Below are 19,697 nucleotides of genomic sequence, written 5' to 3' on the forward strand. Positions count from 1 at the left end.
AGGTGCTGCTCATGGATTTCGCCTATTCTCCCAAGGTTCAGGAACTGCGTGAACGTGTCACGGCGTTCATGGACGCCTACGTCTACCCGGCCGAAGCGGTGTTCGAACGACAAGTGGCCGAAGGCGACCGCTGGCAACCCACGGCCATCATGGAAGAGCTCAAGGCCAAGGCCAAGGCGGAAGGCCTGTGGAACCTGTTCCTGCCAGAGTCCGAACTGGGTGCCGGCCTGACCAACCTGGAATACGCGCCATTGGCAGAGATCATGGGGCGTTCGTTGCTGGGGCCTGAGCCGTTCAACTGCTCGGCGCCGGACACCGGCAACATGGAAGTGCTGGTGCGCTACGCCAATGAAGAACAAAAGCAGCGCTGGCTCGAACCCCTGCTGCGCGGTGAGATTCGCTCGGCCTTTGCCATGACCGAGCCGGACGTGGCCTCCTCGGACGCCACCAACATGGCCGCCCGCGCCGAGCGTGACGGCGATGAGTGGGTGATCAACGGCAAGAAATGGTGGACCTCAGGCGCCTGCGATCCGCGCTGCAAAATCCTGATTTTCATGGGCCTGAGCAACCCCGATGCACCACGGCATGCCCAGCATTCGATGATCCTGGTGCCGGTGGACACGCCTGGGGTCAAGATCGTCCGGCCGTTGCCGGTGTTCGGCTACGACGATGCGCCCCACGGCCATGCCGAGGTGCTGTTCGATAACGTGCGGGTGCCGTACGAAAACGTCCTGTTGGGTGAAGGCCGCGGCTTCGAGATTGCCCAGGGGCGCCTAGGTCCGGGCCGGATTCACCACTGCATGCGTTCGATAGGCATGGCCGAGCGCGCCTTGGAATTGATGTGTAAGCGGGCCGTCAGCCGCACCGCTTTCGGCCAGCCGTTGGCGCGGCTGGGCGGTAACATCGACAGGATCGCCGACTCGCGGATGGAAATCGACATGGCGCGCCTGCTGACACTGAAGGCGGCGTACATGATGGACACCGTGGGCAATAAAGTGGCGAAAAGCGAAATCGCCCAGATCAAGGTCGTCGCGCCGAACGTGGCTTTGAAGGTCATCGACCGGGCGATCCAGATCCACGGTGGCGCTGGGGTTTCCAACGATTTCCCGCTGGCCTACATGTACGCCATGCAACGCACCCTGCGCCTGGCCGACGGCCCGGATGAAGTCCACCGCGCCGCGATTGGCAAGTTCGAGATCGGCAAGTACGTGCCCAAGGAGATGCTGCGCAGCAAGGGCTAGGATCTGGCCCACCATGGGCCTCTGTGGGAGCAAAGCTTGCTCGCGACAGCGGTGGGTCAGCTTGCATCAATGTGGGAGATGCCACGCCATCGCGAGCAAGCTTTGCCCCCACAGGCTGATCCTGTGGGGGCGAGTCCGCTTATTCCTTGACGCTCATGTATTCCTCGGCCCAGCGGATGTACTCCTCGGGCTGGGTGTAGGTGTGCGTCAGTTCGGTGGCGCTGAGGTCCGAGGCCTGGGTGAAGATCTGCCGTTGTTCGCGAAGGCTGTCATAGGTCGCCTTGATCGCGGCGAAGTAGGCGCCGTGGCCGTCGATCGTCACGCGCACGCCCAGTTCGGCCAGGCGCTTGTCGTCGCGCAGCAACGGGTTGCCATAGGTGACGAGCATCAGCGGCACCGTCAGGTTTTCGCTGATTTTCTCCAGATGATCGAAGTCTTGCACGCCCACCATGCAAATCCCGTCCGCCCCGGCACGCTCATATTGCTGGGTCCGGCTGATGATTTCCTGCACCGGCAGGATCCCCGCGTTAGTCCGGGCGATGATCGCCATTTCCGGATCGACTCGCGCTTCCAGCGCCGCGCGAATCTTGCCGACGCCCTCGGCCACGCCGATCAAGTCGGTGGATTTACGCCCGAACTGGGCCGGCAGCAAGGTGTCCTCGATGGTCAGGGCCGCGACGCCGGCCCGTTCCAGTTCGATAATGGTGCGCATCACGTTCAGGGCATTGCCATAGCCATGATCGGCGTCGGCAATGAACGGCAGTTGGGCCACGCGACCGATACGGGTGGCCTGTTCGGCAAATTCACTGAGGGTGATCAAGGCAAAGTCCGGCGCGCCCAGCACCTGCAACGACGCGACCGAGCCTCCGAGGATACCGACTTCAAATCCCAGGTCGGCGGCAATGCGCGCCGACATCGGATCGAATACCGACGCGGTGTGATAACACGTTTGGGAGGCCAGCAATTGGCGAAAGCTGCGACGCAAATCTTGATGGGAAAGCCTGGGCATATGAGTTCCACCAATGGAAATGGAAAGGCTTGAGCAAAAGTGTCAACGCCGAAAAACCAAAGGCTATCACGTAGCAGGCGAAAAGATGATGAATGAGTCCTGGCGATTTTTGGGGGCGCGATCAAGAAGGCGACAGGTCGGGCTGACCTGTCGCCTGCCAAAAGCGTCTCTTAGTTACTGGTCGGTTTTGGTTGGCAGGGTCCAGATTTTTTTGATTTCGTGGATATTTCCGATATTAAGGCGCGGCGAGAAAGGTGCCGCCATGCAAGGAGACTCCATTTCGATGCTGACCGGCGTTTCAATGACATTACTGCTCGCGCGTAACAGGGGGGCTTCATCCCAGTTGTTCAATAATGCGCTCATATAAATACCTCTTTGGTTAGATGGACAGCATCAGGCTGTCCGGGATTGAGCAGGGACAGCGTATCGACATACATTGCTGTTTCCCGCGCAGCGATGCCGGGGTGAACCGGCGTGTAATTTTCATCGAAACACCAGGCTTCATCCGCTTGGATCAGGCGCTCAGGATGAATAAGCAAACTCACTGATGCGGACATTGATTGTGGCGCGACCTGTCTGTGAATTTCCTTAAGGGCGGGCATGTAGATAACTTCGCCTGGTGACAGCTTGACGCTTCGCTCTTCGCCCAATCGAATTTGTTTTCCCGCTTGCAAGGGCAGATCGCTCAGTATCTCGCGAGAAACAGTTGTGTAACCATCGCCGCTATAACCCACTGCGTAGATTTCAAAGTCATGGCTGTGGTTCAGGCCGTAAATGAACGTTTCGCTTTCATCGTGGGTTTCGACCGGTGCCCAGAAACCCAGGCGAACAGTGAATAGTTCATCCGTATGCAAGACAAATGCATAGGCGTTGTAAAGAAGGTTATGGGGAAGAAAACCGTCTCGTTGAATTGTAGCGTGAAGATGATCGCTCAATAACGTACGGTTTGTCGCCAACTGACGCAGGTCCTTCTTTATTTTTGTTTTGTCCCGGCTTAGGTCATAAGTGTGCAGGCGTTCTATAAATGTTTCCAACTTCATGCCACTGTCTCCACCGAACGCAGAAGGTTGTTCAGTCGCGGGTCCTGCCGTTTCTCCAGGAGCGGGGTGTATGCCCGTGATTTTTGTGGATCTGCCCGATAGAGCATCTGGAAGGCTTTCCACGCTACGGCGGGGTGATAGTGATAAATCAGCTCCTCGGCAACCTTTATGCCTCGTGGGTCATGAATCGTTTCGAGCAGCTCAAGGCTCACCAAATACCGAGCGGCGCTTTCGTCATGGGGTAACCAGGCTACCTTGCGCAAGGTAGTACGATCGAATACCTGGATGTCCAGAAGTCTGTCTGGAAAATTGATACTGCCTACCAGCGCGCCGCAGGGTTCTCGATTGATTAATGAGTAATCGAATAGCGCTCGATGTCCATCGATAATTGATGGGTGCTGGTCATCGATGATAATAGTTTTGCCTTTCTCGAGTTTGTCGTTGCGCAGGTGGTAGGAATGGATCTTGATGGGCTGTCGGTTAAGTGAGAATAAAATGCTCTTGCCAGGTACCGAATATAAGCGCGACGGCATCGCCTGTATTTTCTTTATGCTGATGTTGCCGATGTTCGTGCGGTACAAGGTAATGGTCGCGGTATGCGGATTGGTCATGTTCAGGATGGCCGCATTGCGAGTGTGTTTTGTGGCGGGTTGTACCGGGGTGTGTAACTCGGTAATCAGTTGGTTGATTTCCGCTGTCATGTCTAGATTTTTTATCTTTGCCGCCAAATCTTCTAATGGCATGTCGTGGGTTATTAGATTCTTGATCATGAGCATCGTCGTTGCCGTGGGTGATGCTTGAATTGTGCTTAGGGTTTGAAAGGCTAGCAACTATCGTGTTGTAGGCAGATGTTGCATTGGCGGGCACGCAACTAAGGTGTGGGGTTGTTGCTGAAAGATATGTTGTTGTTTTTATTGAGCCAGGTTTAGGTTTGTATCGTAATAAAACCCTGGCCGGAGCCAGCATTAGTTGTGTGGCCAGTGGCGATCGCTTCGCGATGGGCTGCGATCAAGTGTGACTTATGCCGCCACGGCCCGCCGGTTCTGCCTGGGCAATGCCACGGCGCGCACCGTGTCACCCGGTTGCACTTGCAGGCGTTTGGCGGTGAGGCGATCGACCATCAAGGTGTGGCCATGCAAGTGTGCCCGGGCGCTGGTGAGGCGGCAGTTTTCCAAGCGTCGGTTGTGAATCAGCCAGACCGGCGCTTGTTCGTCCGGGGTGCCAATAGCCAGGGTCAGCGCCTGGCTGTCGCGGACGCTGCGGATCTTCGACACCGGCGCCTCGATCACCGGGCCACCGTCAAAAATGTCGATGTAGCCCTTATGGCTGAAACCCTCGGCACTGAGGATCTTCAGGGCCGGCTCGGTGTTCGGGTGAGCCTTGCCGATCACCGCCTGGGCCTGTTCGGTGAGCAGGCAGGTGTACAGCGGCTGGCGTGGCATCAGCTCGGCGATGAACGACTTGTTGCCCATGCCGGACAACTGGTCGGCGTAGCTGAAATCCTTCTTGAAAAAGTGCCGTCCCAGGCTGTCCCAGAACGGCGAACAGCCTTGTTCGTCGGCATGGCCGCGCAGTTCGGCGATCAGTTTTTCGCCGAACAGATGGGGAAACTCGGCGACAAACAGCAGGCGTGCCAGGGACAGCAAGCGGCCGTTGTGGCCGTGGCGTTGCTCGGGGTGCAGGAACAATGAGCAGATTTCCGATTGCCCGGACATCTCATTGTTGAGAAACAACGTCGGGATCTGCCGCTGGATGCCTAATTCCGGCGCCGAGCTGAGCGTGACCCCGACCCGATAGTTGTACCAGGGCTCACGCAGCCCCACCGCCCCAGTCAGGGCGCTGATACCCACCACCTGTCGATCATCGTCTTCGAGCACGAACAGGTAGTCGGCGTCGGCACGTTCGACCTGCCCGGCGAAGGTCCGCTGGGCCCAGCGAACACGATGGGCGAGGCGCTCTTCGTTGGCCGGCAGGCTGGTGAACCCCGGCCCCGCGCAACGGGCCAGGTCCAGCAAGGCAGGCAGATCGGTGATGGCCACCGGACGGACAATCATGCTGCAGCTCCTTTATCGTGTCGGTCCAAACGTCGGTGCAAGCCATGGGTTCGAATGAGGCTCATAGGGCAACCACCCGGATCCGCGCGCCGTCCTGGATGTCCAGGGCGGTCAGCATGGCGGGTGACAGGGCCACCGGGCCGTCGGCGTTGACGTCCAGCTCGGCAATAATGGCCCGGTAGCTGCCCAGGTGCTCGTTGCTCACCAGGTACAGGCCGCGGGCGTCAATCTGCAGGCTCTGCCTGGCGGTGGTGAGGCGACTTTGCGTGATGGAACGGATATGGGCGATACGGGCATGCAAGGTCGGCCCGCCGTCGAAGATATCGACGTAGCTGTTGGTTTCGAAACCCTCGCGTTCGAGGATATCGAAAGCTTCCTGGCCGTCGGGATGCACCCGGCCGATGCAGGCCTGGGCCGCTGGCGGGAGCATGGGTACGTAGATCGGGTATTGCGGCATCAGTTCGGCGAGAAAGGTCCGGCTCTGCAAGCCACACAATCGTTCGGCTTCGACATAGGGCAGGTCGAAGAAGTGCTGGCCAATGGCGTCCCAGAAGGGCGACTGGCCGTCTTCGCTGCTGAAACCGACGATTTCAGTGATGACCGATTCGGCAAAGCGCTGGGGGTGGGCGGCGATGAACATCAGCCGGGCCCGGGACAGCAGCTCCGATGCCGGCGTGCGCACCCGCTCGGCGTCAATGTGGAAGCCACGCAACAGCGTCTGCCCGTTGAGGTCCTGGCACAACGACAGCGCGGGCACGCCATGCTGGATGTTCAGCTCCCGGGACTCGCTGGAAAACGGCCGGTTGCGCAGGCTGTAGAACGGCTCGTTGCAACCGGTGCTGGAAAGGATTTCCGAACAACCCACCAGGCGCCCGGATTCCAAGTCCTGCAGGACGAAAAAATAATTCTCCGCCCCCGGCCCCTGCACATTGGCTGCGAACGAAGCGCACGAGTCGAGGATTTTTTCCTCAAGACGCCCGGTATCGTCCGGCAGCGACGTGACGCCCACCAGGCTGTCACGGGCCAATTGTTGCAGTTGCGGCAGATCGGCTAATTGAACTGGACGTAAGGCCAGCATGGATTGCACTCCTGTTCCAGGGAGCCCGGTGACTGGCACCGGGCCTGACGATCACTGTCGATGTCCACGCGTTTTAACCACGGCTGGCCGAACCCTTTCGACCGCCGCTCCTCATTGACCTGCCGGATCGGGCAGGGCGGTACGACTGCCGAATTTGTTGAGCAGGCACAGATAGACCACCCCCGCGGCAATCCAGATCAGGCCGAGCTTCTGCGCAGCCACGCCCATGTTGTACATGATGGCCGCGACGATCACGAAGCCGACCAGCGGGCAGATCACGTGGCGAATCAGTTGGCCGGACTGTTGGCGGCGCCAGTAATGGTTGATGACCGTGATGTGCAGCAACATGAAGCCGCTCAGGGCGCCGAAATTGACCAGGGAAGTGAGGGTGTCCACGGCGTTGATGAACAGGTAGCAGATCAGCAACGACAGCACCGCCACCAGATAGATGCTCATGTAGGGGGTGTTGTGTTTCGGATGGACCTTGGCCAACACCTTGGGCAACTGGCCGTCCCGGGCCATGCCGAACAACAGGCGCGACACCGCTGCCTGGGAGGTGATCGCCACCGCCACGCCCCAGGCCAGGGCCGTGGCCACCGCGGTCAACGTGGCCAGCCAACTGCCGGCCGCCAGTTCGGCGATTTCATAGAACGCGGTGTCGGCGGATTTGAAGCCCATGCCGGCCGCCAGGTCGGTGGCGATCCAGGTCTGCACCACGAAAATCGCCCCCATCACCAGCAAGGTCACCAGTGCCGCTTTGCCGACGCTGCGCCCCGGGTCACCCTTGACCTCTTCCGCCAGGGTGGAAATGGCGTCGAAGCCCAGGAACGACAGCACCGCGATGGACACGGCTTGCATCAGCAAGGCGAAGTTGAAGTGTTCCGGGCTGTACAGCGGCGCCAGGGTCAGTTGGCCGTGACCGGCCCCACCGTGCAGGGCATTCCAGGCGTAGAACAGGAAAACTCCCAAGACTACCAATTGTGCCAGCAGAAAGATGATGTTCATCCGCGCGGTGAAGGTGATGCCCCGCAGGTTGACGAAGGTCGCGCTCACCAGGAAGGCCAGGATGAAACCGACCTTGGGAATGTCCGGGTATAAATGGTTCAGCGCCATGGCGGCGTAGACATAAAGCAGTGGCGGGATCAGCAGGTAGTCCAGCAGCATCAGCCAGCCGGCGATGAACCCGACGTGTGGGTTAAGGCCCCGTTGAGCGTAGGAATAGACCGAGCCTGCCACCGGGAAGGCCCGGGCCATGCTGCCGTAGCTCAACGCGGTAAACAGCATCGCCACCATGCCGATGATGTAGGCCAGCGGCACCATTCCCGGGGCTTCGGCGTTGACGTAGCCATACACGCCGAACGGTGCGATGGGGATCATGAAAATCATCCCGTATACCACCAGGTCTGTCAGCGACAGGCCGCGTTTCAATTCCTGTTTGTAGCCAAATGCCTCAATGCTCATGAGCCGTTTTCCTTTTCAGCTGTTGTAGTTGCTTTTGCTTTTGCTTACCGCTTGTCGCTAAAAACTTGCCGCTGCACCTCTACAACAGGGGCGCCAGGTAGGCGCTCCAGGTCCGTACCGATTCGGGGCTGCGCAGTTGGTCGTTGCGCACTTCGATCAGCACCGAATCCAGGCCGCGGCCATCGCCGTGCACCGGGACTGTCATGTCGGTCAGGGGGTTGATCTTGTAGGGCTGGTTGCCCGCTGCCCGCAGCGAATGCCGGCTCAGCCCGTCGACGATGTGCTGGGCGTATTCCTTGGCTTCGCCGAACAGCACGCCGGCTTCCAGTGCGCGTGGCTGGCCATAGAACACCGGGGTGAAACTGTGGATGCCCACCACGCGCACCGGCCGGTTGGCCGCCAGGCGTTGGTCGATCAACGCACGCAACCGATCATGGAAGGGATGGAACAGGCACTGCTGGCGATATTCGCGGGTGGCCTCGTCCAGGTCGTGGTTGCCCGGGACCTGGTAGATCTCGCTCTGGGCCGGAATGCTATCGGGCACGTGCAGCGGGCGGTTGAGGTCGATCAACAGCCGTGAGTAATTGGCCGACAGCAAGGTCGCGCCGAGGGTTTCGGACAGGCGTTCGGCCAGCAGCAGGGCGCCGATGTCCCAGGCAATGTGTTCCTGGGACGCGGTTTCATCCAGGCCCAGGTCGTTCAGCGCCACGGGAATGAAACGGCTGGCGTGTTCGCACACCAGCAGCACCGGGTGGTCGGAGTCTTCCCGGGACAATCGATAGGCTGGCCTGGTGTAGAGGCCCGTTTCAGCACATTCAATAGATTCGTGCATAGTGCTCGCAACGCTCGGCAGGTGTGAGCGCCTGGGTCAAGGCCAACTCCTGGGCCTTCAAGGCGAAATAGGTTTCGACCAGCGGGCCGGGCAGGGTTTCGAGCAACGCCCCGCTGTGGCGCAGGCAGTCCAGTGCCTGTGCCAGGGTTGTCGGCAGGGCGATAATGCCACGGGCGCGGCGTTGTGTTTCATCCAGCTCATCGGGTATTTCATCGGTGACCGCCTGCAATGGCAGCCGTTGCTGGATGCCCAGCCGCCCGGCAATCAATAGCGCGGCCATCGCCAGGTGCGGCGAGGCGGTGGCGTCCATGGCGCGGAACTCCAGGTTGTACTGGTTCGCCAGTGGTTTCCCGCCGAGGCTCACGGTAGGGCAGATGCGCAGCGCCGCTTCGCGGTTGCGCTGTCCCAGGCACGCATAAGAGGCGCTCCAGTGATGAGGTTGCAGGCGCTCGTAAGACAGCGGCGTCGGCGCGGTCAGCGCACACAGCGCCGGCAGATAATGCAGCACACCCGCGGCCCAATGCTGGCCGAGGCTGGACAAGCCATTGCTGCTGGCGGCGTCATGCAGCACCGGATCCGCGCTCAGGTTTTGCAGGCTCAGGTGCAGGTGCACGCCGTTGCACACGGCATGTTCCGAGGTCTTGGGGGCGAAACTCACGTCCAGGGCCATCTGCCGGGCGATCTCGCGGGTGATTTCCCGGACGTTCACCGCCCGGTCGGCAGCGGCCACGCCCAGGGTCGGGCGGCAGGTGATTTCGTATTGCTGCTTGCCATATTCCGGCAGGAACATTTCCGGCTCGACGCCGCCGGCCCGCAGGGCACTGAGCAACCACCCGGCAAACCCGGCTTGCTGGCGCTGGGCCTGGAGGCTGAAAGCCAGGCGATCAGGCTGCACAGGGGTGGCAGCCAGGTTGAACTCATGCTCGAAGGCGGCGAAAACTTGCAGGCCCAGTTCGCTGCGATAACGCTCCACTTCATCCTGCAGCAGCGTGCGCGGACAGGCGCTCCAAGGCCGGCCGTCGGTCTCTCGAATGTCGCAATGGATGAAGTCCAGGGCCGGCGCTTGGGCATCGGGGCCATTGTTGATGGTCACCCGGCTGGACAGGTCCGGCACCAGCCGCAGGTCGCCATAGGCGCCCCAGGGGTTGGTCGAAGCGATGATGTCCTGAGGCGTCAACGCGCTGTTGGCTGGCACCCAGCCACAGCCGGCAGCGACGTAGTGGGGTAATTCATCGCTGGGAAACGAGCGCCCACGGGTCACGCCGATCAGGTCGGTGGTCACCAGGGTCGTGACCGGCAGCGGTGCGAGGAGGGCGGCGGCATCGGGGCGGCTCATGGCTGCATCTCCTGCAGGCGAGCGAGTACCGTGTCGGTATCGGTGATCCAGCAGTAGCCCTTGATCGCGTTCAGGCAGGCCAGGTGCCGTTGTTCGGTGTAAGTGGCGCAGGCATCCTCCACCAGCGTGACCAGGTAGCCGCGATCGGCGGCGTCGCGCACGGCCATGTCGACGCACTGGTCGGTGACGATGCCAGCGACGATCAAGTGCCGAGTCTCCAGGTTGCGCAGCACATAGTCGATGTTGGTGGAATTGAACACCCCGGAGGAGGTCTTGGGCAGCACGATTTCGTTTTCATGCGGCGTCAGCTCGGCAATGATCCGCGCTTCAGGGCTGCCCTTGGGCAGGTGCATGTCCGACAGCTTGTGATCCAGGGAGCGGTCGCGGCCATCGGCGGTGAGGCTTTCGATGTGGGTGTGCAGTACGTTTTGCCGCGCGTCTCGCATGGCGTTGAGCAGGCGCTGCTGGTTGGGAATGACCTGCTGGCGGGCCCGCTGGAGGAAATACGCGGCGTCGGGGCTGTGCAGGTGGGCATCGAATTGCGGTTCCAGCCAGGCGCGTTGCATGTCCACCAACAGCAATGCCGTGTGTTGGCGAGTGAACGGCAAATCCCGGGGCGAGCGATGGGGGAGCGAGAACATCCTTATTTTTCCTCCAACAGGTGCGTGTTGAATTCCGTGCGCAAGGCGTCGATACCTTCCAGGCGTTCGGCCAGCTCAGGGCATTGCAGGGTCAGGCAGGCGATCAGGGCCTCGACCTGGGCCAGCGCCGGCACTAGGCTGTCAAAGGCCGAGACCGATTCCACCGGGGCGCTGATGATCAGGTCCGCCAGCTCGCGCAACGGCGAAGCATAGACGTCGCTGAACAGCACGACCCGGGCGTGCCGCGCCTTGGCCGCGCTGGCCACGCGCAGGGCCTGGGCCTGGTAGCGACGGTAATCAAAAATCAGCACCACGTCCTGGCGCTGCACGTCGAACAGGCGGTCAGGCAGTTGGGCGTTGTCTTCCAGGGCAAAACAGCCGGCGCGCAGCAGCCGCAAATGATTGAGCAAGTAATGGGCAAGAAAGCTGCTGAAACGGCCGCCGAAACAATGCACCTGATGGCGGCTGTCGAGCAACCACTGCACGAGAATGCGCACGTCTTCGGGTTGGGTCAGCGCCTGGGTGTCGCTGAGGTTGCGTTGGCTGGCGGCCAGGTACTGGCTCCACGTATCGCCTTGCTGCAACTTGGCCCGCGGTTGCAACAGGGTGCGGGGGGAGCGCAAGCGATGGTCCATGTCGCTGAGCAGCGCATCCTGGAATTCGGCATAACCGCCAAACCCGAGTTTTTTCACCAGCCGCACGATGGTCGGGTCGCTGACACCGGCATGGTCTGCCAGGCGTGACATCGGACCGAGGCCGTTGCGTGGGTAATGATCGAGCAGGGCACGTACGACCTTGCGTTCCGACGGCGTCAATACCAGGCCGGGATCGGTGATCAGGTCTCTGAGGGGCGGCATCCGTGCTCCTTGCCTGGATGAATGTTGGTTTTCTTTCATAACTCCTGAAAACAGTATTTATGTAGCTAGTGCTACATGTCCAGTGGTTTTTACGTTCCGTTTAAAATGCTCCAAAGTTGTGCGAAAGCCCTGTAGGAATTGGTCTTGGTCAGGTGGGCCTGGTATGTCAGTCGTTGCTCATGGAGTCGTCGGAAATAACGCCTTTTTGTCTCAGTTATTTGATTTCGTATAAGGTGCTGTACAACTAAACGCGTGAATAATCCGCCCATGGGCCCCGTCCGATTACCCGAGAATCCAGTGTGCAAACCACTCGCCTGACGTTGATCTGCCATGCCCGCACCGTTGCCCAGAAGCAGGCGCGCTTCGGTCTGGACGAAGCCCTGGACGCCGGCTGGCTGGGGCGCCGTGGGCAGGTCGAGCATGGCTATCGAAACGTCAGGCAACTGCTCTGCGGGCCGGAGCTGCGCACTCGCCAGACCGCCGCGCTGTTCGGCGACGAGCCTCAGGTGGACCCGGCCCTGGCCGATTGTGATCTTGGACGCTGGCGCGGATTGTCCATCGATGAATTGCTCAAGGTTGAACCGCAGGCCCTGCAAACCTGGCTCGATGATGCCGAGGCGGCTCCCCATGGTGGTGAATCCGTCGCCCGGTTGTGTCGCCGTGTCGCAGACTGGCTGGCCAGTCTGGAGGCCCGACCGGGGCATCTGCTGGCCGTCACCCACCCCTTCGTGATTCGTGCCGCGCTGATGACCGTCTTGGGTTGCCCGGCCGCCACGTTCAACCGGATCGACATCGAACCGTTGTCCACCCTGGAGTTGCGTTTCAACGGCGTATGGCGATTGCGCGCCCAGGAACCTGGCCAGGAGTCGCTGCGATGAAGCAGTTATCCGTCATTGGTATTGGGACCGGCGATCCGGACCACTTGACGATGCAGGCAGTGAAAGCCTTGAACCGCTTGGACGTAGTCTTCCTCATGGACAAGGGCCCGGCCAAGGACAAACTGTTGGACCTGCGGCGTGAAATCTGTCGACGCTACATCGTTGATCGCCCATACCGTTTCGTCGAAGCCTACAGCCCGGAACGCCAACGCGGCGACCTGGACTACAAGGACAGCGTCGAAGCGCTGAATCGCGCCAAACAGGCCACCTTCGAACGGTTGATCAATGAAGAACTGTCCTGCGGCCAGCGGGGCGGTTTTCTGGTGTGGGGCGATCCGGCGTTGTACGACAGTACCGTGCGCATCCTGCAGGCGATTCTCGAGGCGGGCCGCTGCGCTTTCGAATTCGAGGTGATCCCCGGCATCACCAGTGTCCAGGCCTTGGCCGCCCGGCACAAAGTGCCGTTGAACACTATTGGCGGTTCGCTGGAAATCACCACCGGACGCCGTTTGGTGGCGGGGCAGGTGGGCGATGCAGCCAGTGTGGTGGTGATGCTCGATGCCGAGGATGGCTATCGCCAGGTCAGCGATCCCGATACGCAGATTTATTGGGGCGCCTATGTGGGAATGCCGGACGAAATTCTGATCGCCGGCCGGCTGGGAGACGTGGCCGGTGACATCGAACGCACCCGCAAGGCCGCGCGAGAGGCCAATGGGTGGATCATGGATACGTATTTGTTGCGTAAGCCTCGATGACGCTTGCACATCACCCTGTGGCGAGGGAGCTTGCTCCCGCTGGGCCTGTAGGAGCTGTCGAGTGCAACGAGGCTGCGATCTTTTCCTAGGCACTTGAGTCCCAAGGGAAAGATAAAAGATCGCAGCCTTCGGTAGCTCCTACAGCGCCTGCTGCGCAGTCGAGCGGGAGCAAGCTCCCTCGCCACGGAGGGGCATGATTCCCGGCATCTTTATCCCCGCCCAAACCGTTCCCGATACACCGACGGCGCCAACCCCACCACGCTGCGAAACGCCACGCGAAAGCTTTCCACCGAGCGATAACCACACAGTTGCGCAATGTTGTCGGTGTTGTCGCCGGTGCTTTCCAGCAGCTCCCGGGCCCGGGCCAGGCGCTCGTGTTGCAGCCAGGCCTTGGGCGACACACCGCAGGCCTGGGTGAAGTGGCGCAGGAAGGTGCGTTCGCTCATGGCCGCCTGGCTGGCCAGTTCGCGCACGCCGAGGGGTTCGTGCAGGCGCTCGCGGGCCCATTGCATGACGCTCGACAGGTCGCTGCGTGGCGTACGGCTGACCGGCGAGGGGATGAACTGCGCCTGGCCGCCGGTCCGTTGCGGTGTCATCACCAACCGGCGCGCCACGGTGTTGGCGACCTGAAGGCCATAGTCCCGTGCCACCAGGTGCAGGCAGGCATCGATGCCGGCGGCGCTGCCCGCCGAAGTAATGACCTGCCCCGAGTCGACGTACAACACATCCGGGTCGACCCGCACGGCGGGAAAGCTCTTGGCCAGTTCGTCGGTGTAGCGCCAGTGAGTCGTGGCGCCGAGGCCATCGAGCAGGCCGGCGGCGGCCAGCACGAAGGCGCCGGAGCAGATCGACAACAGGCGCGCCCCACGGGCATGGGCCCTGCGCAATGCGTCGAGCAGCGCCTGGGACGGTGGCTCGCTGCGGCTGCGCCAGCCTGGTATGACAATGGTCCGGGCGGTTTCGAGCAGTTCCATGCCGCCATCGGCCAATACCTGGAAGCCGCCCATGGCGCGCATCGGGCCATCATCGACCGCGACGATCCGATGCTCGTACCAAGGGAAATTGAATTCCGGCCGTTCCAATCCGAAAATCTCGACGGCGACACCGAATTCGAAGGTGCACAGGCCGTCGTAGGCGAGGATCGCGACCAAACCCGGGATAGGCTGCATTTGTCGGAAAGTTCCCACAGAGTGTCTTGTACGCCACTGTAGCGGCAAGCATCGGGGGGATAAAGTCTCTCCACGCCTTTATCTTCCCTTGGAGTACACACCCATGACCAGCCTGGTTCGCGAAGTGCCTGCCGCCCCTTCCGATATTGCCCTGGAGCATTTCAGCCGTCGCTTGTCGTTCGAAACGGATTGTTCCGACGTTCACGCCAGTCAACAGGCCGGTCATGTCGATTTTGTGCTGGTGGATGTTCGCGGACCGCTGGCCTATGAGCGCGGCCATGTCCCCGGGGCGATCAATCTGCCGACCCGCACGCTCACCGCCCAGGCACTGGCGGCCTATGCCAAGACCACCTTGTTCGTGGTGTATTGCGCCGGTCCCCATTGCAATGGCGCGAACAAGGCGGCGGTGCGCCTGGCAACCTTGGGCTACCCGGTCAAGGAAATGATCGGCGGCATCATGGGCTGGCTCGATGAAGGTTTTCGCCTGACCGGCTCGGTGGAGCGCGTGGCGGACGAGGCGATCAGCTGCGATTGCTGACTCCTCCTGCAACCAGGCTTTTGTGGCGAGGGAGCTTGCTCCCGCTGGGCTGCGCAGCAGCCCCTTGGTGCCTCGCCTTTATTGGGGCCGCTGCGCGCCCCAGCGGGAGCAAGCTCCCTCGCCACAGGGGTTATCTGCCACAGGGTGTTTACCTGCCTTTGGAGTGTTTCCCTGTCAGGCTTTTCGCAAATCCTGTGACCGCCGGACGCACCTGGCTGTTTTTATAACTATTTGTCGCCTCAACATAATTTCCCTCCTGAGTGCCCCTCTAGACTCCCGGCCACTTCGGTTTTTGCTGACCGAACGCTGCTATGAATCTGCCTATAACGATCCAATAAAATACCTGCGCACTCAGGAGCGAAAATGAAGAAGCTAGCCATGTTCGGTGCCCTGGCACTGTCCGTATTGTCCCTGTCGGCCGTGGCCGAAGACGCCAAGCCGATCCGCCTCGGGATCGAAGCCGGTTACCCACCTTTTTCGATGAAAACCCCCGACGGCAAGCTGGCCGGCTTCGACGTCGATATCGGCGATGCCCTGTGTGAACAGATGAAGGTCAAGTGCGTCTGGGTCGAGCAGGAGTTCGATGGCCTGATCCCCGCGCTGAAAGTGAAGAAAATCGACGCGATCCTGTCGTCCATGACCATCACCGACGATCGCAAGAAAAACGTTGATTTCACCATCAAGTACTACCACACCCCGGCGCGCTTCGTGATGAAGGAAGGCACCGCGGTCAAGGATCCGCTGACCGAACTCAAGGGTAAGAAAGTCGGTGTGCTGCGCGCTAGCACCCACGACCGTTTCGCCACCGAAGTGCTGGTACCCGCCGGGATCGACCTGGTGCGCTACGGCTCCCAGCAGGAAGCCAACCTGGACATGGTCTCCGGTCGCCTCGACGCCACGCTGGCCGACTCGGTCACCCTCGACGAAGGCTTCCTGAAAACCGACGCTGGCAAGGGCTTCGCTTTTGTCGGCCCGACTTATGAAGACGCGAAATACTTCGGCGGCGGCGCCGGCATTGCGGTGCGCAAGGGCGATAAGGCCCTGGCCGATCAATTCAGCGCGGCCATCACCGAAATCCGCGCCAACGGCACGTACAAGAAGGTGCAGGACAAATACTTCGCCTTTGATGTCTATGGGCATTAATCGCTGAACCCCAAGGTGGCCCGCCGTTGACCCGGCCGGCCGCCTTTTTCATGGGCGATTGTTTACCCTGCGCCTATCGTCATGCCGCCATTCGGAGTTCCTCATGCAACGCATCGACCATACCTTGCCATGGAGTCACCTGGGCACCGAACGCCGGCTCAGTGTGTTTCGTTACGGCCACGGCCCGCGCAAGGCCTACATCCAGGCCAGCCTGCACGCCGATGAACTGCCGGGCATGCGCACCGCCTGGGAGCTGAAGCAGCGGCTCAACGACCTGGAAGCCCGGGGCATGCTCAAGGGCGTGATCGAACTGGTGCCGGTGGCCAACCCCATCGGCCTGGATCAACATCTGCAAAGTGCCCACATGGGGCGTTTCGAACTGGGCAGCGGCAAGAATTTCAACCGTTCCTTCGTGGAGCTCAGCGCACCGGTGGCGCAGCGTATCGGTGAGCGCCTGGGCGACGATCCGGCTGCCAATATCACCTTGATCCGCCAGGCCATGACCGAGGTCCTCGATGACCTGCCGCCACCTCCCTCGCAACTCGAAGCGCTGCATCGCCTGCTGCTGCGCCACGCCTGCGACGCCGACATTACCCTGGATCTGCATTGCGATTTCGAGGCCGCTATCCACTTGTACGCCTTGCCGCAACAGTGGCCGCAATGGCGTTCCCTGGCCGCACGCTTGAAAGCGGGTGTGGCGTTGCTGTGCGAGGATTCGGGCGGCAGTTCGTTCGATGAATCCTGCTCCTCGCCCTGGTTGCGCCTGGCCAAGGCCTTTCCGGCGGCGGCAATCCCACCGGCGAACCTGGCGACAACGCTGGAGCTGGGTAGCATGGGTGATACCCGGGTGGAGCAGGCCCAGGCCAATTGTGAAGCCATCCTCGGGTTTCTGGCCGAGCAGGGTTTCATCGCCGGGGAGTGGCCGCCCGCGCCAGAGCAGTGCTGTGAAGGCTTTCCGTTCGAAGGCACGCAATACCTGTTCGCGCCGCACCATGGCGTGGTGAGTTTTCTGCGGGAGGCCGGTGAATGGGTGGAGCGGGGCGATCCGCTGTTTGAAGTGGTCGACCCTTTGGGCGATCTGGTCACCACCGTGCGGGCCGGCACCAGCGGTGTGTTGTTCGCCCTCGACCGTGGACGTTATACGCAGCCGGGTATCTGGCAGGCTAAAGTCGCCGGGCGTGAACCGATTCGTACGGGGAAATTGATCAACGACTGATAACTGCTGTCTACCTCACCGCACGCGCCTTGCCGTGCGGCTATCGAAACGATGGAGGAAGATCGATGTTCAAAGCGCTCGCCCTGTTTCTGTTGCTGGTCTCATCCGGGTTGCAGGCCCAACCCTCGTTGCACACGGACTTGCCGCTCAACTACCTGGCCCAAGTCGATGAGCACGCCCGGAACCGACCGCTGGTGATCTTTCTGCACGGTTCCGGTAGTAACGAGCAGGACCTGTTCGAACTCAAGGACGAGCTACCCCGGGACTACAACTACCTCTCGGTGCGAGCGCCGAAGAGCATGGAGCGGGACCGTTACCAGTGGTTCGCGAAAAAGGGCGACGGCGCTTATGACGGTGACACTTCGGACCTGAAGGCCAGCGGCCAAATGCTGCTGGACTTCATCGACAAGGCCCGGGCCAAATATTCGACCGATGCGAGCAAGGTCTACCTGGTGGGTTTCAGCCAGGGAGCCATGATGAGCTATGAAGTGGCCTTGCGACACCCCGAAGCCGTCGGCGGCATTGCCGCGATGGGCGGGCGGGTCCTGTCGGTGCTGCGGGCGGAGCTGACCCCCGACGAGTCACGCCGGACGCTGGCGGTGTTCATCGGCCATGGCACGGCAGACCCGATCATCCCATATCACGATGGCACCGAGGCCAACAGCTTCCTGAAAACGCTGGCGCTGGAACCGGAATTCCATGCCTACCCGGGCGTCGGCCACAGCATCAGTTCCCTGGAAATCCAAGACCTGAGGGCCTGGCTGGAGAGGCTCAATCCCTGACCACCGTAAGTCCCTGTGGGCGAAACCCTGTGGGAGCTGAGCTTGCTCGCGATAGCGGTGTGTCAGCTTGCATCACAGTTGGATGGGTCGCCGCCATCGCGAGCAAGCCCGGCTCCCACAGGTTTCGGCGACGGACTCCACTGTGGGAGCTGAGCTTGCTCGCGATAGCGGTGTGTCAGCTTGCATCACAGTTGGATGTCCCGCCGCCATCGCGGGCAAGCCCGGCTCCCACAGGGTTCGGCGACGGACTCCACTGTGGGAGCTGAGCTTGGTCGCGATAGCGGTGTGTCAGCTTGCATCAATGCCAGGATGTGCCGCCGCCATCGCGAGCAAGCCCGGCTCCCACAGGGTTCGGCGACGGACTCCACTGTGGGAGCTGAGCTTGCTCGCGATAGCGGTGTGTCAGCTTGCATCACAGTTGGATGGGTCGCCGCCATCGCGAGCAAGCCCGGCTCCCACAGGTTTCGGGGCGCTTATTGACCGCTGGCGATCTGTTTCACCAACGCTACATGACCTGCCTTGTCGCTGGCCCGGGAAATGATTTGCACCGCCGCCATGCGCGTGCCGGAGGCAGCCAGCAAGGTGCTGTCGAGGGTCGGTCCACCGCCCTGGGTCGCCTGGGTGTCGAGCTGTCGCAGGCCCAGGCCGGTGCCTTTTTGCTTCAGGCTTTTTTCGCTGAGAATCTTGGCGTCCGGCAGGGACTTGAGGCGCTGAACGGCGAAGTCGGCCACGGTGGTGTCGAGGAACGCACCATCGTCATCCTTCACATTCGCCCCGTTGATGATGACGTTTTCCGCTGCGATCACCACGGTCTTGCTGGTGGCATTGCTGTACATCGTCCCCGTCGCCCCGGCGGTGCCCTGGGCAGCCTCGCCGGGGGGCAAAGGCGTCGCCGTGAAGCCCTTGGGCAAGATGAAGATGAACTTGCCGCCGAGCATCGATACCTTCTGCGCCGGCGCATCACTGGCAGGTTTGGCCGGGGCCGCCTGGGCGGATGCCACGACCAGGCTGGCGATGGCACCCAGCAACAGGGCGGCGGCTTGTTTACTCAGCAATGACATTGAAACTCTCCACGGATGGTCGCGCTTGAAGGCCGATCATCCCATGGGCGTCGCACCGGACTCCAGCGCCTGTGCCGAAGAGGCGTCATTTCAGCGAAAGGAGTGTGGTAACGCCGGAGCACTCCCCCAGGATTGGGGCGTCTGGGCTAACGTCATCGCGAGCAAGCTCGCTCCCACAGTGGGGCGGTGTGGGTCTCGCCATTGGGTTCGACAGCCCCGGTGGGAGCGAGCTTGCTCGCGATGGCAGGCGGTGCCTGCGAAACCTCAGTCGGGTTCCACGTCCAGTTGCAGGCTGTCATCAGCCAGGCGTTCGGCTCGCCGGACAATGCCGCTGATGCGTTTGCCTTCGGCGCTGAACACCACGATCTGGGCCTTTTCCAGATCCGTCGGCAATGGCGGGCGCACGTGCAGCGCGAACCAGGGCGGTTCGCCGTCGTCGAGGCGTTTGACATCGAACTGGCAGTGGACGCTTTTGGTTTCGCGACCAAATAGCGTGTCGAGGCCGTAATCAATATGAGTGCTGTCGGCAGCAGCGGGTGCGAGGCGCATCGGCAGTCTCCTGGGTGGATAGGCAGGGGTGATGTTCAAGTGATCCCTCCAGAAATG

Annotated in this window: 21 protein-coding genes; 7 read left to right on the forward strand and 14 right to left on the reverse strand. The window is 61.3% G+C overall.

Annotation, left to right across the window (positions count from 1 at the left end; translation table 11 throughout):
• The first annotated feature begins 11 nt into the window (after positions 1 to 11).
• Positions 12 to 1,241, forward strand: a complete 1,230-nt coding sequence (locus tag HU715_RS05390; protein ID WP_186710035.1) for an acyl-CoA dehydrogenase — start codon at positions 12 to 14, stop codon at positions 1,239 to 1,241.
• Between the two features lie 139 nt (positions 1,242 to 1,380).
• Here HU715_RS05390 and HU715_RS05395 read toward each other — a convergent pair whose 3' ends face one another.
• From HU715_RS05395 to HU715_RS05445, 11 genes are all read right to left on the reverse strand, one after another.
• Complete coding sequence (locus HU715_RS05395) at positions 1,381 to 2,250, reverse strand: isocitrate lyase/PEP mutase family protein (protein WP_186710036.1); 870 nt, start codon at positions 2,248 to 2,250, stop codon at positions 1,381 to 1,383.
• Positions 2,251 to 2,424: 174 nt separating this feature from the next.
• Positions 2,425 to 2,613 carry an SPASM domain-containing protein gene (locus tag HU715_RS05400; protein WP_186710038.1) on the reverse strand — a complete coding sequence of 63 codons (189 nt, stop codon included), beginning with the start codon at positions 2,611 to 2,613 and terminating at the stop codon, positions 2,425 to 2,427.
• Complete coding sequence (locus HU715_RS05405) at positions 2,610 to 3,290, reverse strand: transposase (protein ID WP_186710039.1); 681 nt, start codon at positions 3,288 to 3,290, stop codon at positions 2,610 to 2,612. Before HU715_RS05405 ends, HU715_RS05400 begins: the two co-directional genes overlap by 4 nt.
• Positions 3,287 to 4,060 carry a hypothetical protein gene (locus HU715_RS05410; protein ID WP_225917556.1) on the reverse strand — a complete coding sequence of 258 codons (774 nt, stop codon included), beginning with the start codon at positions 4,058 to 4,060 and terminating at the stop codon, positions 3,287 to 3,289. Before HU715_RS05410 ends, HU715_RS05405 begins: the two co-directional genes overlap by 4 nt.
• Before the next feature lie 249 nt (positions 4,061 to 4,309).
• Positions 4,310 to 5,344: an arginine N-succinyltransferase gene (astA, locus tag HU715_RS05415; protein WP_186710040.1), complete on the reverse strand. Its 1,035-nt coding sequence runs from the start codon at positions 5,342 to 5,344 to the stop codon at positions 4,310 to 4,312.
• Between the two features lie 61 nt (positions 5,345 to 5,405).
• Positions 5,406 to 6,422 (reverse strand): arginine N-succinyltransferase, encoded by a 1,017-nt coding sequence (locus HU715_RS05420; protein WP_186710041.1) that lies wholly within the window; start codon positions 6,420 to 6,422, stop codon positions 5,406 to 5,408.
• A gap of 111 nt (positions 6,423 to 6,533) precedes the next feature.
• On the reverse strand, positions 6,534 to 7,883 hold the full coding sequence (locus tag HU715_RS05425) for an APC family permease (RefSeq protein ID WP_186710042.1): 1,350 nt from the start codon (positions 7,881 to 7,883) through the stop codon (positions 6,534 to 6,536).
• 79 nt (positions 7,884 to 7,962) lie between these two features.
• A complete protein-coding gene (locus tag HU715_RS05430; protein ID WP_186710043.1) occupies positions 7,963 to 8,715 on the reverse strand; it encodes an N-formylglutamate amidohydrolase in 753 nt (250 codons plus the stop codon).
• Entirely contained in the window at positions 8,699 to 10,051 is a 1,353-nt protein-coding gene (locus HU715_RS05435) for a type I glutamate--ammonia ligase (protein ID WP_186710044.1), read from the reverse strand. The genes HU715_RS05430 and HU715_RS05435 overlap by 17 nt, the downstream gene beginning before the upstream one ends.
• Complete coding sequence (locus tag HU715_RS05440; protein WP_186710046.1) at positions 10,048 to 10,692, reverse strand: cysteine hydrolase family protein; 645 nt, start codon at positions 10,690 to 10,692, stop codon at positions 10,048 to 10,050. The genes HU715_RS05435 and HU715_RS05440 overlap by 4 nt, the downstream gene beginning before the upstream one ends.
• A 2-nt stretch (positions 10,693 to 10,694) precedes the next feature.
• A complete protein-coding gene (locus HU715_RS05445; RefSeq protein WP_053183441.1) occupies positions 10,695 to 11,549 on the reverse strand; it encodes a MurR/RpiR family transcriptional regulator in 855 nt (284 codons plus the stop codon).
• A 299-nt stretch (positions 11,550 to 11,848) separates the two neighbouring features.
• Here HU715_RS05445 and HU715_RS05450 point away from each other — a divergent pair, with 299 nt between their 5' ends.
• Positions 11,849 to 12,427, forward strand: a complete 579-nt coding sequence (locus tag HU715_RS05450; protein WP_186710048.1) for a histidine phosphatase family protein — start codon at positions 11,849 to 11,851, stop codon at positions 12,425 to 12,427.
• Entirely contained in the window at positions 12,424 to 13,182 is a 759-nt protein-coding gene (gene cobF, locus HU715_RS05455; protein WP_186710050.1) for a precorrin-6A synthase (deacetylating), read from the forward strand. The genes HU715_RS05450 and cobF overlap by 4 nt, the downstream gene beginning before the upstream one ends.
• Before the next feature lie 209 nt (positions 13,183 to 13,391).
• On the opposite strand, the gene ftrA is transcribed toward cobF, so the two are convergent.
• A complete protein-coding gene (ftrA, locus tag HU715_RS05460; protein ID WP_186710052.1) occupies positions 13,392 to 14,351 on the reverse strand; it encodes a transcriptional regulator FtrA in 960 nt (319 codons plus the stop codon).
• Between the two features lie 103 nt (positions 14,352 to 14,454).
• Here ftrA and HU715_RS05465 point away from each other — a divergent pair, with 103 nt between their 5' ends.
• From HU715_RS05465 to HU715_RS05480, 4 genes are all read left to right on the forward strand, one after another.
• A complete protein-coding gene (locus HU715_RS05465) occupies positions 14,455 to 14,889 on the forward strand; it encodes a rhodanese-like domain-containing protein (RefSeq protein WP_186710054.1) in 435 nt (144 codons plus the stop codon).
• 363 nt (positions 14,890 to 15,252) lie between these two features.
• Positions 15,253 to 16,032 (forward strand): ABC transporter substrate-binding protein, encoded by a 780-nt coding sequence (locus HU715_RS05470; protein WP_186710055.1) that lies wholly within the window; start codon positions 15,253 to 15,255, stop codon positions 16,030 to 16,032.
• Between the two features lie 103 nt (positions 16,033 to 16,135).
• Positions 16,136 to 17,248, forward strand: coding sequence for a succinylglutamate desuccinylase/aspartoacylase family protein (locus HU715_RS05475; protein ID WP_186710057.1), 1,113 nt, complete (start codon positions 16,136 to 16,138; stop codon positions 17,246 to 17,248).
• 65 nt (positions 17,249 to 17,313) lie between these two features.
• Positions 17,314 to 18,030, forward strand: a complete 717-nt coding sequence (locus HU715_RS05480; RefSeq protein ID WP_186710059.1) for an alpha/beta hydrolase — start codon at positions 17,314 to 17,316, stop codon at positions 18,028 to 18,030.
• Between the two features lie 473 nt (positions 18,031 to 18,503).
• Here HU715_RS05480 and HU715_RS05485 read toward each other — a convergent pair whose 3' ends face one another.
• Positions 18,504 to 19,091 carry a DcrB/PsbP domain-containing protein gene (locus tag HU715_RS05485; RefSeq protein WP_186710060.1) on the reverse strand — a complete coding sequence of 196 codons (588 nt, stop codon included), beginning with the start codon at positions 19,089 to 19,091 and terminating at the stop codon, positions 18,504 to 18,506.
• 264 nt (positions 19,092 to 19,355) lie between these two features.
• Positions 19,356 to 19,640: a hypothetical protein gene (locus HU715_RS05490; protein WP_186710061.1), complete on the reverse strand. Its 285-nt coding sequence runs from the start codon at positions 19,638 to 19,640 to the stop codon at positions 19,356 to 19,358.
• Positions 19,641 to 19,697: the final 57 nt, after the last annotated feature.

Origin of the sequence: Pseudomonas zanjanensis, from assembly GCF_014268745.2 — a bacterium.
Lineage (GTDB): Bacteria > Pseudomonadota > Gammaproteobacteria > Pseudomonadales > Pseudomonadaceae > Aquipseudomonas > Aquipseudomonas zanjanensis.

Bases quoted from the DNA above. Each gene is read 5' to 3' on its own strand.
- HU715_RS05390 (WP_186710035.1), top strand. From the start codon at position 12: ATGGATTTCGCCTATTCTCCCAAGGTTCAGGAACTGCGTGAACGTGTC.
- astA (WP_186710040.1), bottom strand. From the start codon at position 5,344: ATGATTGTCCGTCCGGTGGCCATCACCGATCTGCCTGCCTTGCTGGAC.
- HU715_RS05400 (WP_186710038.1), bottom strand. From the start codon at position 2,613: ATGAGCGCATTATTGAACAACTGGGATGAAGCCCCCCTGTTACGCGCG.
- HU715_RS05490 (WP_186710061.1), bottom strand. From the start codon at position 19,640: ATGCGCCTCGCACCCGCTGCTGCCGACAGCACTCATATTGATTACGGC.
- HU715_RS05410 (WP_225917556.1), bottom strand. From the start codon at position 4,060: ATGATCAAGAATCTAATAACCCACGACATGCCATTAGAAGATTTGGCG.
- HU715_RS05465 (WP_186710054.1), top strand. From the start codon at position 14,455: ATGACCAGCCTGGTTCGCGAAGTGCCTGCCGCCCCTTCCGATATTGCC.
- HU715_RS05430 (WP_186710043.1), bottom strand. From the start codon at position 8,715: ATGCACGAATCTATTGAATGTGCTGAAACGGGCCTCTACACCAGGCCA.
- cobF (WP_186710050.1), top strand. From the start codon at position 12,424: ATGAAGCAGTTATCCGTCATTGGTATTGGGACCGGCGATCCGGACCAC.
- HU715_RS05425 (WP_186710042.1), bottom strand. From the start codon at position 7,883: ATGAGCATTGAGGCATTTGGCTACAAACAGGAATTGAAACGCGGCCTG.
- HU715_RS05395 (WP_186710036.1), bottom strand. From the start codon at position 2,250: ATGCCCAGGCTTTCCCATCAAGATTTGCGTCGCAGCTTTCGCCAATTG.
- HU715_RS05440 (WP_186710046.1), bottom strand. From the start codon at position 10,692: ATGTTCTCGCTCCCCCATCGCTCGCCCCGGGATTTGCCGTTCACTCGC.
- HU715_RS05420 (WP_186710041.1), bottom strand. From the start codon at position 6,422: ATGCTGGCCTTACGTCCAGTTCAATTAGCCGATCTGCCGCAACTGCAA.
- HU715_RS05485 (WP_186710060.1), bottom strand. From the start codon at position 19,091: ATGTCATTGCTGAGTAAACAAGCCGCCGCCCTGTTGCTGGGTGCCATC.
- HU715_RS05405 (WP_186710039.1), bottom strand. From the start codon at position 3,290: ATGAAGTTGGAAACATTTATAGAACGCCTGCACACTTATGACCTAAGC.
- HU715_RS05470 (WP_186710055.1), top strand. From the start codon at position 15,253: ATGAAGAAGCTAGCCATGTTCGGTGCCCTGGCACTGTCCGTATTGTCC.
- HU715_RS05445 (WP_053183441.1), bottom strand. From the start codon at position 11,549: ATGCCGCCCCTCAGAGACCTGATCACCGATCCCGGCCTGGTATTGACG.
- ftrA (WP_186710052.1), bottom strand. From the start codon at position 14,351: ATGCAGCCTATCCCGGGTTTGGTCGCGATCCTCGCCTACGACGGCCTG.
- HU715_RS05435 (WP_186710044.1), bottom strand. From the start codon at position 10,051: ATGAGCCGCCCCGATGCCGCCGCCCTCCTCGCACCGCTGCCGGTCACG.
- HU715_RS05480 (WP_186710059.1), top strand. From the start codon at position 17,314: ATGTTCAAAGCGCTCGCCCTGTTTCTGTTGCTGGTCTCATCCGGGTTG.
- HU715_RS05475 (WP_186710057.1), top strand. From the start codon at position 16,136: ATGCAACGCATCGACCATACCTTGCCATGGAGTCACCTGGGCACCGAA.